We start from the raw sequence: 14,104 nt of genomic DNA on the forward strand, positions 1-14,104 counted from the left end.
AAAGTTGTTGAGATCGAACACAAATACAGATGGGGAAAGGTGGGCCAAATCCTGGAAAAGAAGTTCAGGGACACGCCCTAACAACCATCTCCCACATTAATATCCCCTTTATTGGGCTTACCTCCCCCTGAAACTTTACATTCATCAAAGGGACTTTGACCTCACTATTTGCCCGATTTATGATTGCATTCAGTTGAAGAATTCCTTCCTCTATTGAATGTCCTTCAAATCTTGGATCAAGAAAGGGAAGAAGCTCCGGACACTTAAATGTCAAAGCAATTTGTGCATTATAAAAGAGCTGCCGCAAACTACTCCCATAGATTCTAAGGGTAAGGTCTGTGCGAGACTCTATCTCTTCAAATGGAGGAAGTAAATCATGGCTCCAAATCGGTTCATATCGAAGCCCCCCATAACTTTCATAGAGGTGAAAGTGATGAAAATATAGAGGAAGAGGACGAAAGTTTTTCTTCCATTCTCTCTCACTAAAGGAACTTCTTCCCAAGGTAATATGCTTCAAAAATTCCCTCCGCTCCAATTGGTATCCCTCCCGTTCTAAAAACTCTGAGAGCTCTTTTTGATAGGTCTCCATAGAATCTTCTCCAAAGGGATCGACGTGCCATGTCACAACGTTTGGGTGACGCTTCGGAAGGCACAAGCAAGAATCTGAAATTCCCACGGGTCCCACACGAAAATGCGGCTTTGGAAGCCTAGGGATAAGGTTGCGAAGTTTACTGTAGGAGGTGTCCCCTAAAAATGCCAATGTAAGGTGTCGGTGCTTTGCTTTTAGTGTCCGTGCATCTGGTAGGGTTTCAGGCCATGGAGTATGGACTTCAAACCAAAAAAAAGACGTTTTCTATCCTCAATCTCATCCACGTCTAGCCTGCCTCCTTAATAACATACAGAAAAGTGCATAGAAAAATCCTAAGACTAGCCCAAATATTACATAGCTTATAAGAGAATCGAGAAGCTCATACATTATCAGATCTTCCCACTGAGCATTTGGGGAAACCACAAAGAAAAAAGGAAAGAGGTAAAAGGGTGTTAGAATCCACCAAATAATTCCAAACATAAAGCCAAGTCCAAGCCCATTCCAAATGCTCTTAACAAGACAATGAAGGACCAGAGCAAAGACAATTCCAAATATAATTGCTGTTACATATTGAGCTATATTCAATATGATTTTCACCGGTATACTGTACGCCCCACTAAGCAAGTAAAAAACCTTCATTTGATCGAGGATCAGCATATAGAGCATGGCCGGTGTCATATTGTTATTGATCCAGAGCATCATCATAACAACCCCGGTGAAAAAACCACTGAGTCCCCCATAAACAACATTCAACAGTCGGTAAGTACTCTTCTTTATACCCTAGGTATACTCGATCAAAAAAAAAGAGAGAAGTGGATTCAATTTAAAGCGCCTTTTTCAAAAAAATTTTTCCTTCCATTCTTCACAAAATAAACTAGAATGCGGTATAGCGAAGAAGATGACAAAACATATTCATATGCGACGTTGGATCATCTGGTCTCTTGCTGTCGCTTTCTACTTTTACGAATACTTCCTCCGTGTCGCACCTAGCGTTATGGTTTCAGAACTGTTTAAGGCATTCAATATCGGTGCTGGAGTTTTTGGGGTTATCTCTGCGGCTTACCTTTATGCCTATGCCCCCATGCAGCTTCCCGTCGGCGCATTGATGGATCGCTTTGGAGCACGAAAGCTATTGACGATTGCAACCCTCATGTGTGGGATTGCATCTATTCTTTTTGGCATAGCCCCAGGGGTATGGCTTACCATTGTTGCCCGTCTCTTCATGGGAATAGGCTCAGCATTTGCCTTTATCGGAATGGTCTATATCTCTTCTCATTGGTTTCATGGAAAAATTCTTGCTCTTCTAGTAGGGATTGGAAACTCTATCGGGATGCTTGGAGCCGTTTTTGGAGAAGGACCACTTTCTGAGCTCATGCACATATTTTCTTGGAGGCAAGCTTCAGTTATCTTAGGATTTGCTGGCGTGGGGCTAGGAATTATTATCTATTTAGCTGTACGCAACGAACCTCCCTCAATGAAGCACCATGCTCCTAAACCTAAACTCTCCATGATTCAAGGAATGAAAAGCGTTTGCAAGAACTCGCAGACCTGGATTAATGGGATCGTTGCAATGATGTTCTACACAGCGACTGTTTCGTTTGGAGGACTTTGGGCTATTCCATTTCTACAGCAAACCCATGGGTTTTCAAATGAGTCGGCAAGCTATGCCACATCGATGATCTATGTAGGCTGGATTATAGCAGGACCCATTATTGGAACGATTTCTGATCGGATTTGCAATCGAAAAATCATGCTTTTTACATTTACCCTGCTCAGTATCGTCTTTTTCTCTCTCATCACCTATACCCCCATTCGAAACCCCTTTTGGATTTTCACTCTCATGTTTCTTCTAGGTTGCTGTCTATCGGGTGAACTTCTTTGTTATTGTTTATCCATCGAACTCAACCTACCTGAGACAAAAGGTTCTGCCCTTGCCATCACAAACTTCTTAGTATTTGTGGCAGGCTCCCTTGTTCAAACTCTCGTAGGTCTCATCTTAGATTGGAATTGGGATGACCAAGTGCTTCATGGAGTCCGCATATATGGCCTAACGAACTATAAAATAGCCCTCACCGTCTTTCCCATTACCATGCTTATTGCATTTATCTTCACGTTTTTCATCCGTGAAAAAGATAAACCATGGTGCAGTTAAGAGCCCTAAGCTTGTTCAAGCAGGTCGATCAAATGATAAATTTCTGTTCTGACGCCTAATCCATTCTGCGAACCATGACCAGGAAATTGACGCAAGATAACCAAAATATCCTCTCCTTTGCGAGTCAGCTCGGGTGAAAGATGGCTGCTTCGCAAGATATGCGCAATTGCGAAAAGTGTCCCCTTAACCCCCTCTAAAATATACGAATCTTGCAATAGCCCACCCCCAGAGAAGATATCTACTTCAGCTAATAGAGATTTTAAAGAGCATTTGAGTGCACTTTTCAAAGCCTTTGAAGAAACCATGGGCTTTTCCTGAGCAATGCTCTCAATATCACTGGCAATCTGATTTCTTAATGTAGGAGTAAACGAAAGAGATCTTGCACACTGCATCATATCCATTTCAAGCTTTTCAAAAGCTACACTGGTTCTTGAATTTATCTGAGTCGAAAAAATGGCACGTACGACAAAATAGGTTGCAGAGGTGTAAGCCCAAACAGCCGGCGTTTCTCTAAGGAACAAACCAATATCTTCTAAGGCATCCTCTAGATTTTCTTCATAAAAACTCTCAAATGCCAGAGGCCCTTCAACACCCCCAATTGCAGAAATTTCACTCATATCCAAGCCTAAATTAAATATTGATTGAGAGAATTGTACCAAACCACAAAGTTTTTTACCATGAAAAAAAACTGTATCAATAAATTTATATCCCAAAAGTATTATTGTTTTTTTTAATAATACCCAATTGGCTATATATGAAAAAAGGAGGCTCCTTAAATGAACCGTAAATATACCCTACCTACACTGGCTTTTTTTGGACTTCTCTTTGCTCTCTTCATGGTATTTCATGGAGCAAGAACTCCTCCGATTCCACCAATTGAGTTTTCTCCTCCGACTCCTCCCTACAAACATTACGTTGCTGGCGCAGGAATTGTAGAATCAGCATCTGAAAACATTAAGGTGGGAGCCCCTTTTAATGAGATTGTCACGGATGTTTTTATGAATGTGGGACAAATCGCAGAGAAAGGCACCCCTCTCTTCCAGCTTAATATTGAAACGCTCAGCGCTGAATATGAAGAAGCCAAGCAGAAACGGGATATTGCTAAAACTAAATATGAGGATCAAAAAACAGAGCTTTCTCTTTATCACAGTCTCAAAGACAAACGAGCTGTGAGTAAAAACGAGATCAATAAACGGTACTATTCAACAGAAGCCGCCCTGAACGAGCTGAAGGAAGCTGAAGCCTCAATGGAAGTCATCACTTCAAAAATTCAACGCTCGACAGTTCGCGCACCCATGAATGGACAGGTCCTTCAAGTCAATATTCATGTAGGGGAATCTGCAGATGTCAATCCTTTTGATAACAAACCCCATATGCTTTTTGGACAAACCGATCCGCTTCATATTCGCATAGAAGTTGACGAAGATGACGCATGGCGTGTGCAAAAAGGGGCTCCTGCAGTCGCCTATGTTCGAGGAAATAGTTCGATCAGTGTCCCTCTAGATTTTCTCTATATTGAACCCTATATCATCCCCAAATCAGCGCTCACTGGATATAATCAAGAAAGGGTCGATACCCGCGTATTGCAAATCATCTACTCCTTTGAAAGAGGTAAACTCCCTATTTACCCGGGACAAATCATGGACATTTTTATCAAAGGAATCCCAGCGAATGAACGATATTAGTGGTCAACCCAAAAAATCCCTCAAAAAACTGACCACTAGTGGTCAGTCTCATAAATTCTTCAGGAAAAGTGTGCTCAAATTCTTTGGTCTTAAAAAGTGCGGAGATCGATGGCAGCTTTATAAAGCTACCGAGATCGAGCATGCAGTAAGGCCGAAAAAGATGGGTCAATTTGCCAAAAAATTTATGAGACTGATCACTAGATCTATCCTTTTTCTTTTTTTGACAGGATGCGCTGTGGGGCCCAATTATCAATCTCCACCCGTCGCTCTTCCCGAGAGTTATGGGGAACCTCATAGCGATGAAGGAATTGATGAAATCGCCCTCAAAAGATGGTGGACAACCTTTGAGGATCCACTCCTCGATGTGCTTGTTCACGAAGCGCTTTCCCAAAACTACGACTTAAAAATCGCCATTGAAAAAGTCAACGAAGTCAGAGCCCTTTACCAAATTGAAGCAGCCGAACTCTACCCAAAAATCGATATGACCGCGGGTGAGCAACGCACCCGCATTAGCCAATCTCTTTTCGATGCTCCCTTTATGGGTCCTCCTTATCAAAACCTCTACAAGGTAGGTTTTGATGCAAGTTGGGAAGTGGATATTTTCGGAAAGCGCAGACGCGAAAAAGAGGCGGCTTATTATGAATATGAAGCCGAGATCAATAGTGCACGCGATGTATACATTACCCTTCTCAGCGAGCTTGCCTCCACCTATATTGAAATCCGGGGTTTTCAACACCGAATAACTCTTTCAAAAAAGGATCTCTATATCCAAAAAGAGCTCTTAGCTCTCGCCGAATCTCGCTTCAGCGCGGGACTCGATAGTGAAATTGAGCCTCAACAGGTCCGCTTTAACTTAGAAGAGTCGGAAGCCATCCTCCCAGAAATTGAAACCAATTACCGCCGCGCTATCCATCGGATGGCAGTACTCCTTGGAAAATCTCCTGAAAGCCTCCATAGTGATTTTGATGAGCAACGTGCCATCCCTGTAAGTATGGCCGCAATCCCTATCGGCCTTCCCTCAGATCTTCTTAGACGCCGCCCTGACATTCGCCAGGCAGAAAGAACCCTTGCTGCCGCCACCGCAAACATCAGCTCTGCCATTGCGGATCTTTTTCCCCGTTTTTCCCTTTTAGGAAGTTTTGGCTTTGAAAGTAACCGCACGAATAACTGGTTCAAATCGCGCAGTCGCACTTGGTCGGTTGGTCCCAATATTCAATGGCCGATCATTTATTTTGGGAGGATTAGAGCAAACATACAAGTGCAAAATGCCAAACAACAACAAGCACTTTTTGATTACGAGCAAACGATCCTTACCTCACTTGAAGATGTTGAAAATGCCTTAGTTTCCTACTACAAGGAAGACGAAAGGGTGGACCGCTTTGAAAAACAGGTAAGTAGTGCAACACGCACCTATGAATTAACACGCGATCGCTACATCAGTGGTCTTGTGGATTTCTCAGCACTTCTCAATGCTGATCGTGCACGTGTCTCTGCAGAAAACAACCTTGTGGATAGCACTCAAGCGTTGAGCACCAATCTTGTTGCTCTCTACAAATCACTTGGTGGGGAGTGGTAAATGCTCCTCCTTGCGATCAAAATTCTTATCGGTGACAAAGCAAAGTTTATCGGAATTATTTTGGGGCTAAGCTTCTCCTCTTTAATCATCGCTCAACAATCTTCAATCTTTGCTGGATTAATGGTCCGAACGTTTGGTTTTATCACTGACACCTCACAAGCAGATATTTGGGTGATGGATAAACAAGTACGATTTATTGATGATGTAAAACCTCTGCGCGATACCCAACTTTATCTCGTTCGCGGAATAGAAGGTGTGAAATGGGCTGTACCCTTTTACAAGGGACTCCTCAAAGCGCGCCTGCGTGGCGGAAATTTTCAGATGTGTAATGTCATTGGAATCGATGATTCAACACTGATCGGTGGCCCTCCTCGTATGAGGGAAGGGGAAATTTCTGATCTAAGACTCGTTGATGCAATTATTGTGAATAAAGTCGGTGCTGACGAAATGCTTGCTGAAAATGGAATCTACAACCCTGAGAAAAAACCCGTCATTCCACTCAGAGTCGGTGAAGTTCTTGAAATCAACGATCGGAGAGCACAAGTCGTCGGAATTTGCGACTCATCGCGCACATTCCAATCTCAACCCGTGATCTATACAACTTACAATCGAGCGCTTAACTATGCCCCTCCGGAGAGAAAACAACTCTCCTATATCCTAGTCAAAGCACAAGATGGGGTCTCTCCGAAAGAACTTTGCCGTATGATTAATGCTCGTTCTGATCTTGCAGCCTATACCAATGGAGAATTTAAAAAGCTCACCTTTGATTATTATATGGAAAATACCGGAATTCCTCTGAACTTTGGGATTGCGGTTCTTTTAGGAGTCATTATTGGAATGGCTATTTCTGGGCAAATGTTCTATAATTTTATCCTTGATAACCTCCGCTTCCTTGCTACATTCAAAGCGATGGGTGCCAATAATCGTCTTCTTACAAAGATGGTTCTTCTTCAAGCTGTTTGGGTTGGCTTTATAGGCTGGGGACTTGGGATAGGCGCTGCCGCTGTTTTTGGGTGGTTTTCTCGAAATAGCGATCTTTCCTTTCTTCTGATGTGGCAGCTCTATGTGATTAGCGGCATTGTGATGTTTTTAATTACTGGCCTTTCTGCATGGATAGGTCTTAATCGGGTCTATCGTTTAGACCCTGCAATTGTTTTTAAGAGTTAAGATATGAAAGATGAAGTTGCCGTAAAATGTTCCCAAATTCGAAAATCTTTTGGAGTAGGAGACCTCCGCTTTGAAGTACTCCACGGCATTGATCTTGAGGTTAAGTCAGGAGAACTCCTGATGCTTGTTGGCCCTTCAGGATCTGGGAAAACCACTCTCATCTCAATCATTGCAGGAATCTTGAGTCATGACAATGGGCACTGCCAATTATTTGGAAAAGATATCGATACTTTTTCTGACTCTGAAAAAACAAAATTTCGAGGAGAAAATCTCGGATTTGTCTTCCAGTCCTTTAACCTCATTCCGATGCTTTCTAATTCTGAAAATGTTGCGATTCCCCTCCTTCTTAATCATATGGATAGACATGAAGCAATAAAACTTGCTGAAGAGCGTCTCGATCAATTTGGTCTTGGAGACAAAGTGGGCAATTTCCCCGCACAACTTTCTGGAGGGCAACAGCAACGTGTTGCAATTGCTCGAGCGGTCATTCATAACCCCAAACTGATCGTATGCGACGAACCTACGAGCGCCCTCGATCACGAAAACGGTGCACTTGTTCTCAATCACTTAAGGGAAATTGTCGACAAAGAAAACCGGGCTTTGATTGTCGTCACTCACGACTCTCGCATTTTTGACTATGCCGATCGCATTGTTCACCTAGAAGACGGCAATATTGCTTCTGAAAAAATGAATCACGGGTAATACCCAATTTAAACTTAAAACACTATAATCTCGAAAACTCATACCAATCAAAAAGGAGGTAGTTATTTTCTGTATCATTGTAGGCCGCGAAAACACCGCTAGGATACATTGAAGGAATTTTCTCCGATGTTGTTGCAATTCCGTCGGTGTGCCGTACCCCCCGAAGGCCCGCAGACTTGACGAACTTATTAATCCCTTCCCTTTGGTAGATCTTAAATGTAGGGGTCTAAAGCCCACCGGACCGGAAACGTACGCTAAGGACCTAAAACTCTAACTTAAATAAATGAAATAGGAAATTGAAGAAACTGTTCTCTGAAATGATTCGCAATCGCACTCATCAGTTACCTTCCCTTGTTACGGTCACATTTAAATATGCCCACAGTTCAATATTTCTATCTTGACTACCCCTGCTAAAAGTTGTTATCCCACCATTCCCTGCTGAAGCGCTGCCCTCTTTCAAATCTCCACTATAGCTAAAATATTTCGTTTTAGCTATAATTTTTTGAATGACATATTCGCTAGATTTTAGAAAAAAAGTTCTATCGATCCGAAGCAAAGAAAAATTAAGCTTTGCCCAAGTAGCAAGACGCTTTGGAGTAAGTGTAAATAGTGTGTTTCTCTGGTCTAAGAGGTTAGAGCCGAGGCGCACTAAAATCAGACCTGCAATAAAGATTGATAGAGAGATCTTGATGGAGGATATCAAGAAATACCCTGATGCCTTCAACTATGAACGAGCACATCGTCTCAAAGTAAGCACTTCAGGCATTCGGTGTGCCATGAAGAGGTTAAGAATTAGCTATAAAAAAAACGCTCAACCATCCCAAGGCCTGCGAAACAAAAAGACAAATCTTTCAAGGAAAAATCGCAGAATATAAACGTTTGGGAAAGCCAATTGTGTATATTGATGAAAGCGGGTTTGCCCATGATATGCCCCGCACCCACGATTACTCCAAAATAGGACAGCGATGTTTTGGCACTCATGATTGGGGAGCAAAAGGAAGAACAAATGCAATAGGGGCATTACTTGGAACAAGCCTCCTTACACTTGCGTTATTCGAGTGCAATATTAATACAGACGCCTTTTCCATTTGGGCAGAGGAGGACTTGCTACCGAAACTTCCCTCTGAAAGTATTCTGGTTATGGATAATGCTTCATTCCATAAAAGCAAATCTATGCAAGAGAAGATCCAGGCTGCAGGCCATACCTTGGAATATCTTCCTCCCTATTCCCCTGATCTAAACCCTATTGAACACAAGTGGGCACAGGCAAAGTCTAAGCGAAGAAAATATCAATGTGGAATAGACGAACTTTTCAAGGAGCACTGCCTATAACTAATTTAAGTCACTTTATCTATATATGGAAGATCGAAAAGTTGATAAATCAAGCGTTGCTTGTGAGGCGATTTTGGCTCTTTATAAAAAAGAAAACGAAAGCAAAGACGAGCCATTAGCTCAATCTTAGGTTAAGACCAAGTGCAATGATCAATGAGACAAGTGTGTGCCACTTAGGATTTCCCTTGTCCGATAGAGTCTTGTAAAGGCTTTCTCTTCCAAGATGCGCTTTTTCAGCGAGCTTTGACACTCCTCCTTGAGCTTCTGCAACATTTCTAACAGCTAAAAGAAAAAGGTGCTGAGATTCCTCATCCCCTTTAAGACTTTCCTCTAAAGCTGCATTTAAATAAGCAACAGCCTCATCATGATCTCTGAGCTTTTCAATAAGCCAATCTTGATATTTTCTACTTTTTGCCATACTTAATCCTTTCGATCCTTATAATCTTCAAGAAACATTTTTGCATTTTTGATGTCCTTCTTTTGAGAGCTTTTGTCTCCTCCACATAGAAGCAAAATCACCTTCATTCCTATTTTAGAATAATAAATTCTTACCCCAGGACCATAATGAATACGAAGCTCATAAATTCCATTTCCTACCGACTTACAATCACCAAAATTTCCCATTTTAAGACGATCCAAACGCGTAAAGATTTTTGCGCGAGTATGAATTTCTTTTAGCCCATCAATCCAATCTATAAAAGGGCTTTTTTCTGAGTGCGTTTCATAAATTTCGATCTTTATTTCCACACTTTTATTGTATCTTACAGGATACATTTTAATCAAGAGCATGTTTATATATTTTACTATAAGCAAGTTATGATTTATTTATTTGACTTTTTCCTCCAAACATGGTTCTGGTGCAAAAATTTTATCTATGGGGAAAGGTTTATTCAAGGCTGTTTCCGTTTCAGTAACATCAGGCTGCTATCCCAAATACCCCTTCTATAAACATTTTTTGAGATGAAGCATCTTTCCTTCCTATGCCTTCTATTTGTCCCTTACGCATCATATGCATGGACTCATACCCTGCAATCGTTGCTTCAGCTGTTGCAAATCTTTGGAACCATTGACTCCACACTATCCTCCTCTTAGAAAACCGATGGTCTTGCTAAACAATATTATTCAGATACTTAACCTGCCTAAGCTCAGTCTCTATTGGAATGAGTCTTTGATTTTGAATAGCTTCAAATGCAGGAGGATATGCAGCGTTTTTATCAACCAAAATGATTTGGTGAATATTATCTGTCTCTTTCCGGGTGACAAATGCAAAAAGCTGTCCATCTCCTATCCGCTTATAAAGACAAAACCCTACTTCATCAGCCTCTCCAGGAACAGGGCGGGCCTCCGCTTTAGCACGCGGCCTCTCTCTCTCTCTAACGATGGTTGGAAATCTGCCCGCAAGAGCTAAGAAAAAGTAATAGTAGTACTAAACTGTACGTCGTTTTCTTGCAACCCATACGAGCAATACCGCCACTCCTATTGTAATCGGTAACATAACTGTATAAAGATACTCAGCAAGCACTGCTGCTGCTGCTGCAAACAAACCCAGTAGAATCCCAATCACGAAAAATGTTGATTCCACATAGATACCAGTGATGAATGTATTCAATGCAAGAAGCGTTAAGACAATCAGCCCTGCTTCAAAGCGTCCCATGAGACCGATACTAACAAAAACAGAGACTAAATAAACCGCTAAAGCAAGACCGAACCACTGTACCAACTCGTGCCAAATTGTAGTTGTACTCATCATACGCTGCTTATGTCTGAGATACCATGACAAAAACAAACAAAGGACTGCAAAAACAGGCACCATCCAGCGCCAGTAATCCCATGCTCCATTTGTCCATAGATCTGAAATAATCAGCCCGATAAAAGAAAGCCCAAGCATAATAGTGGCAACCGTCAAACGCATTTTCCAATGATGATGATGCTTTTTAATGACAACTTCTTCGTTGCTTCCAACCATAGCACGCCCTAAATCAGATAATATCTTTTCAACCTACTGAAAAAAAACGAAAAAGTCAATTGACATATACGACAAACTTTTCAACACTTGTCCTCCGAATGTATGCACCCGGGAATGTAATGGCATTAGAACTTCATCAAGAACTATATCAGCAACACCTTTCAAATCCTCTCCTTGACTACAAACGCCTAATTCCTTTTGACCAAATTGAACCCGATCATTTTCTTCCAGCGTTTAATGCGATAGAAGAAGCGCTTCTTCCTCAAATTGAGATCCTTGAAGAAATAGAAAACCCCACCTGGGAATCGATCATCGTTCCCTTAGAAGAGGTTGAGGAAAAGATTCATCGTGTGGTAGGACCTATGGCACACCTTAAACTGGTGAAGGATTCTCCAGCACTTCGCGAGGCGTGGAGTACCGTTGAGCCGCGGATCAACCAACTTGAACTTCGGATTAAACAAAGTCGTCCCCTCTTTGAAGCTTTTGAAACGCTTAGAACTAGCGAAACTTGGAACACTTATTCCTCTGCTCAGAAGCGGGTTATTGAACTCCGTCTTTTGGAAGCTCGGCTGAAAGGGATCCACCTTGAAGACTCTGACCTCGATACATTTAACACGTTTATTTTTCGACTTTCTGAGTTACAAAGCAGCTACGTCTCCAATATGATTGATGCCACGAAAGAAACTTCTTTTATTATTACAGACAAAAAAGAACTCGATGGAATTCCTTTACCCACTTTAAAATTTATTTCCGAATCATACAATACAACGCGCTTAGAGAAAGATCCTCTTTCCACAGCTCAAGAGGGACCCTGGAAACTATCCCTAACTCCCCATGTCCACCTCACGATTTTGCGCCACTGTAAATGCCGCAAAACCCGCGAACTCCTCTACAGAGAGCAAATTAGAAAAGCCTCTGATGGTGATATTGACAACACCCCAAATTTGATAGAACAACTTCAAATCCGGAAAAGACTCGCCAATCTCCTCGACTATGAAAATTTTGCAGAACTAAGCCTCGCTTCAAAAATGGCTCCTAATGTTGAAACCGTCAAAAACTTTTTGGAAAAACTTCGAGAGTCAAGTTGGATCTCTGGAAGAGAAGACCTTTTAGATGTCCAACTCTTTGCGGCACGTGCCGGATTTAAAGAACCCTTTATGCCATGGGATTACGCCTTTTGGACAGAACGTCTTCGCGAGGAAAGGTATCACCTTTCGGAAGAAGAGATGAAACCCTACTTCCAGCTCCCAAAAGTCCTTAAAGGCCTCTTTGACCTCTGCCAAAAACTCTTTGGGATTACAATCGTCAAACCTGAAGTTCAACCTCCTGTCTGGCATAAAGATATCAGCTACTATCTTATCTATGATAATAATGGTAAGCAGATCTCTTCTTTCTATTTTGATCCCTTTACTCGCTCAAGTACAAAACGAGGTGGAGCTTGGACAGAGACTTGCCTTAACAGGACAATGCTCAATGGAGAGCTTCAACTCCCTATTGCTTATATCGTTTGTAACTCTGCTCCTCCGATTGGTGAAGCCCCCGCTCTACTTACCTTCCGCGAGCTTGAAACTCTTTTTCACGAGTTTGGACATGCCCTCCAGCATATGCTCACTAAAATTAATTATGGAAGCATCTCAGGAACCAATGGAATCGAGTGGGATGCGATCGAAATGGCAAGTAAATTCATGGAAAATTGGTGTTATCATAAGCCTACCCTGAGACAAATCACCGCCCACTACAAGTCGGGAGAACCTCTCCCTGAAGTTCTCATCGAGAAGATTCTCTCCGCACGTAATTTCAATGGAGGAAGCAATATGCTAGCCCAACTCAAATATAGCATGTGCGATATCTCCCTTCATAGCGACTATGACCCTTACGGCATCTTCACACCTTTTGATGTCTGGTATGAAAAATGTCTAACCACCTCTCACCTTCCCTGTCTAGAAGAGGACCGCTTTCTCTGTTCCTTCCACCACATCTTTGGAGGTAACTCCTACGCTGCTGGTTACTACTCTTATAAGTGGGCAGAAGTTCTGAGCGCTGATGCCTTTGAAGCTTTTGTTGAAGCAGGAGAAGACAACTGGTCGGCGCTCCATGCAATCGGTGAAAAGTTTAAAACAACTTTTCTAGAACTTGGCGGTAGCGTCCATCCCATGGAGGTTTTTGAATCTTTCCGTGGACGCGCTCCTACAATAGACGCTCTTCTTAACCAAGCGGGATTAAGATAGATAAGCTTGAAATCAAACTAATGCTTCTTGACAAGAGATCTGTTGAATTATACACTCGCGCTGACTTCTGGAGATTTTGTGAAAAGATTCAAGTTTCTTGCTCACTTTCTTTTGCTTGGAACAACTCCTGCTCTTCTTGCCCATCCAGGCAACGCATTTCAAAACTCTTCTCATGAAGAAACAGGGAGAGTCGTTGGCTCTCTTTTTGCCCATGATAGCTTCAATCAGCTAAGCCGAGAGCTTCCTTACTCTCCTTACCTATCACATGAAATCGAGTCTATTAGAAAAAAAGCTGGCTTTTCTCTTCCAACTGCTGCGCAAAATCACCCCCTAGATTTTGGGCATAGCGAGATCGATAGAAAATTCTCTTTCGATTACGGTTCATTTTTTTCTACTTCTGAAAAAGAAAGAGATTTTAACGCTCTTTCTCACCAATTACGGGGAGAAAAGGCGTTATCCTTTGGTCAGTATAAAGAGGCGACAGTAGATCTTACTAAAACCATCGATCTAACTCCCACAGATCCTATCCCTTACCTTCAAAGAAGTGGAGCCTACTTTTGCATGGGGGAGTATGACCGCTCGATAGAAGACTTCCAAACATTTACAGAGAAAGCCCCTCAAGACACCCATTTGAACTCTCTCTCTCTTTTGCTGAGTTCAACAGAGGTTTTGAATTAGGCTTTCCCCTAGGCATATGCGAGTCTGGA

General features: G+C 42.1%; 16 protein-coding genes. 10 read left to right on the forward strand and 6 right to left on the reverse strand.

Translation table 11 applies throughout. The features are described from left to right. Positions 1 to 64 precede the first annotated feature (64 nt). Entirely contained in the window at positions 65 to 676 is a 612-nt protein-coding gene (locus tag R2I63_RS02730; protein ID WP_316358557.1) for a 2'-5' RNA ligase family protein, read from the reverse strand. A gap of 483 nt (positions 677 to 1,159) precedes the next feature. On the opposite strand from R2I63_RS02730, the gene R2I63_RS02735 reads away from it, so the two are divergent. Continuing rightward, positions 1,160 to 1,462, forward strand: a complete 303-nt coding sequence (locus tag R2I63_RS02735; protein ID WP_316358562.1) for a hypothetical protein — start codon at positions 1,160 to 1,162, stop codon at positions 1,460 to 1,462. Between the two features lie 25 nt (positions 1,463 to 1,487). Beyond that, positions 1,488 to 2,741 (forward strand): MFS transporter, encoded by a 1,254-nt coding sequence (locus R2I63_RS02740; protein ID WP_316358564.1) that lies wholly within the window; start codon positions 1,488 to 1,490, stop codon positions 2,739 to 2,741. A 5-nt stretch (positions 2,742 to 2,746) separates the two neighbouring features. Here R2I63_RS02740 and R2I63_RS02745 read toward each other — a convergent pair whose 3' ends face one another. Continuing rightward, entirely contained in the window at positions 2,747 to 3,454 is a 708-nt protein-coding gene (locus R2I63_RS02745) for a hypothetical protein (RefSeq protein ID WP_316358566.1), read from the reverse strand. Between the two features lie 63 nt (positions 3,455 to 3,517). On the opposite strand from R2I63_RS02745, the gene R2I63_RS02750 reads away from it, so the two are divergent. The 6 genes from R2I63_RS02750 to R2I63_RS02775 all read left to right on the forward strand — a co-directional run bounded on the left by R2I63_RS02750 (position 3,518) and on the right by R2I63_RS02775 (position 9,203). Continuing rightward, a complete protein-coding gene (locus R2I63_RS02750) occupies positions 3,518 to 4,426 on the forward strand; it encodes an efflux RND transporter periplasmic adaptor subunit (protein WP_316358569.1) in 909 nt (302 codons plus the stop codon). Next, complete coding sequence (locus R2I63_RS02755) at positions 4,413 to 6,002, forward strand: efflux transporter outer membrane subunit (protein WP_316358571.1); 1,590 nt, start codon at positions 4,413 to 4,415, stop codon at positions 6,000 to 6,002. The genes R2I63_RS02750 and R2I63_RS02755 overlap by 14 nt, the downstream gene beginning before the upstream one ends. Beyond that, positions 6,003 to 7,169 carry an ABC transporter permease gene (locus R2I63_RS02760; RefSeq protein ID WP_316358573.1) on the forward strand — a complete coding sequence of 389 codons (1,167 nt, stop codon included), beginning with the start codon at positions 6,003 to 6,005 and terminating at the stop codon, positions 7,167 to 7,169. A 3-nt stretch (positions 7,170 to 7,172) separates the two neighbouring features. Beyond that, positions 7,173 to 7,871: an ABC transporter ATP-binding protein gene (locus R2I63_RS02765; RefSeq protein ID WP_316358575.1), complete on the forward strand. Its 699-nt coding sequence runs from the start codon at positions 7,173 to 7,175 to the stop codon at positions 7,869 to 7,871. 506 nt (positions 7,872 to 8,377) lie between these two features. After that, positions 8,378 to 8,746: an IS630 transposase-related protein gene (locus tag R2I63_RS02770; RefSeq protein WP_316356349.1), complete on the forward strand. Its 369-nt coding sequence runs from the start codon at positions 8,378 to 8,380 to the stop codon at positions 8,744 to 8,746. Continuing rightward, positions 8,733 to 9,203, forward strand: coding sequence for an IS630 family transposase (locus R2I63_RS02775; RefSeq protein ID WP_316359719.1), 471 nt, complete (start codon positions 8,733 to 8,735; stop codon positions 9,201 to 9,203). The genes R2I63_RS02770 and R2I63_RS02775 overlap by 14 nt, the downstream gene beginning before the upstream one ends. 115 nt (positions 9,204 to 9,318) lie before the next feature. Here R2I63_RS02775 and R2I63_RS02780 read toward each other — a convergent pair whose 3' ends face one another. The 4 genes from R2I63_RS02780 to R2I63_RS02795 all read right to left on the reverse strand — a co-directional run bounded on the left by R2I63_RS02780 (position 9,319) and on the right by R2I63_RS02795 (position 11,169). Then, positions 9,319 to 9,621 carry an addiction module antidote protein gene (locus R2I63_RS02780; RefSeq protein WP_316358578.1) on the reverse strand — a complete coding sequence of 101 codons (303 nt, stop codon included), beginning with the start codon at positions 9,619 to 9,621 and terminating at the stop codon, positions 9,319 to 9,321. Between the two features lie 2 nt (positions 9,622 to 9,623). After that, positions 9,624 to 9,950: a type II toxin-antitoxin system RelE/ParE family toxin gene (locus R2I63_RS02785; RefSeq protein ID WP_316358580.1), complete on the reverse strand. Its 327-nt coding sequence runs from the start codon at positions 9,948 to 9,950 to the stop codon at positions 9,624 to 9,626. Between the two features lie 169 nt (positions 9,951 to 10,119). Continuing rightward, complete coding sequence (locus tag R2I63_RS02790) at positions 10,120 to 10,281, reverse strand: hypothetical protein (protein ID WP_445083656.1); 162 nt, start codon at positions 10,279 to 10,281, stop codon at positions 10,120 to 10,122. 348 nt (positions 10,282 to 10,629) lie between these two features. Further along, the gene (locus R2I63_RS02795) at positions 10,630 to 11,169 is read right to left on the reverse strand and encodes a hypothetical protein (protein ID WP_316358583.1); all 540 of its coding nucleotides are present in this window, start codon (positions 11,167 to 11,169) and stop codon (positions 10,630 to 10,632) included. Between the two features lie 59 nt (positions 11,170 to 11,228). On the opposite strand from R2I63_RS02795, the gene R2I63_RS02800 reads away from it, so the two are divergent. Both R2I63_RS02800 and R2I63_RS02805 read left to right on the forward strand, forming a co-directional pair. Beyond that, positions 11,229 to 13,397, forward strand: coding sequence for a M3 family metallopeptidase (locus R2I63_RS02800; protein WP_316358585.1), 2,169 nt, complete (start codon positions 11,229 to 11,231; stop codon positions 13,395 to 13,397). A gap of 78 nt (positions 13,398 to 13,475) precedes the next feature. Beyond that, positions 13,476 to 14,075 carry a tetratricopeptide repeat protein gene (locus tag R2I63_RS02805; protein WP_316358589.1) on the forward strand — a complete coding sequence of 200 codons (600 nt, stop codon included), beginning with the start codon at positions 13,476 to 13,478 and terminating at the stop codon, positions 14,073 to 14,075. Positions 14,076 to 14,104 lie beyond the last annotated feature (29 nt).

Origin of the sequence: Candidatus Neptunochlamydia sp. REUL1 (genome assembly GCF_963457595.1) — a bacterium.
Lineage (GTDB): Bacteria > Chlamydiota > Chlamydiia > Chlamydiales > Simkaniaceae > Neptunichlamydia.

Bases quoted from the DNA above. Each gene is read 5' to 3' on its own strand.
- R2I63_RS02740 (WP_316358564.1), top strand. From the start codon at position 1,488: ATGACAAAACATATTCATATGCGACGTTGGATCATCTGGTCTCTTGCT.
- R2I63_RS02750 (WP_316358569.1), top strand. From the start codon at position 3,518: ATGAACCGTAAATATACCCTACCTACACTGGCTTTTTTTGGACTTCTC.
- R2I63_RS02755 (WP_316358571.1), top strand. From the start codon at position 4,413: ATGAACGATATTAGTGGTCAACCCAAAAAATCCCTCAAAAAACTGACC.
- R2I63_RS02760 (WP_316358573.1), top strand. From the start codon at position 6,003: ATGCTCCTCCTTGCGATCAAAATTCTTATCGGTGACAAAGCAAAGTTT.
- R2I63_RS02765 (WP_316358575.1), top strand. From the start codon at position 7,173: ATGAAAGATGAAGTTGCCGTAAAATGTTCCCAAATTCGAAAATCTTTT.
- R2I63_RS02770 (WP_316356349.1), top strand. From the start codon at position 8,378: ATGACATATTCGCTAGATTTTAGAAAAAAAGTTCTATCGATCCGAAGC.
- R2I63_RS02780 (WP_316358578.1), bottom strand. From the start codon at position 9,621: ATGGCAAAAAGTAGAAAATATCAAGATTGGCTTATTGAAAAGCTCAGA.
- R2I63_RS02795 (WP_316358583.1), bottom strand. From the start codon at position 11,169: ATGGTTGGAAGCAACGAAGAAGTTGTCATTAAAAAGCATCATCATCAT.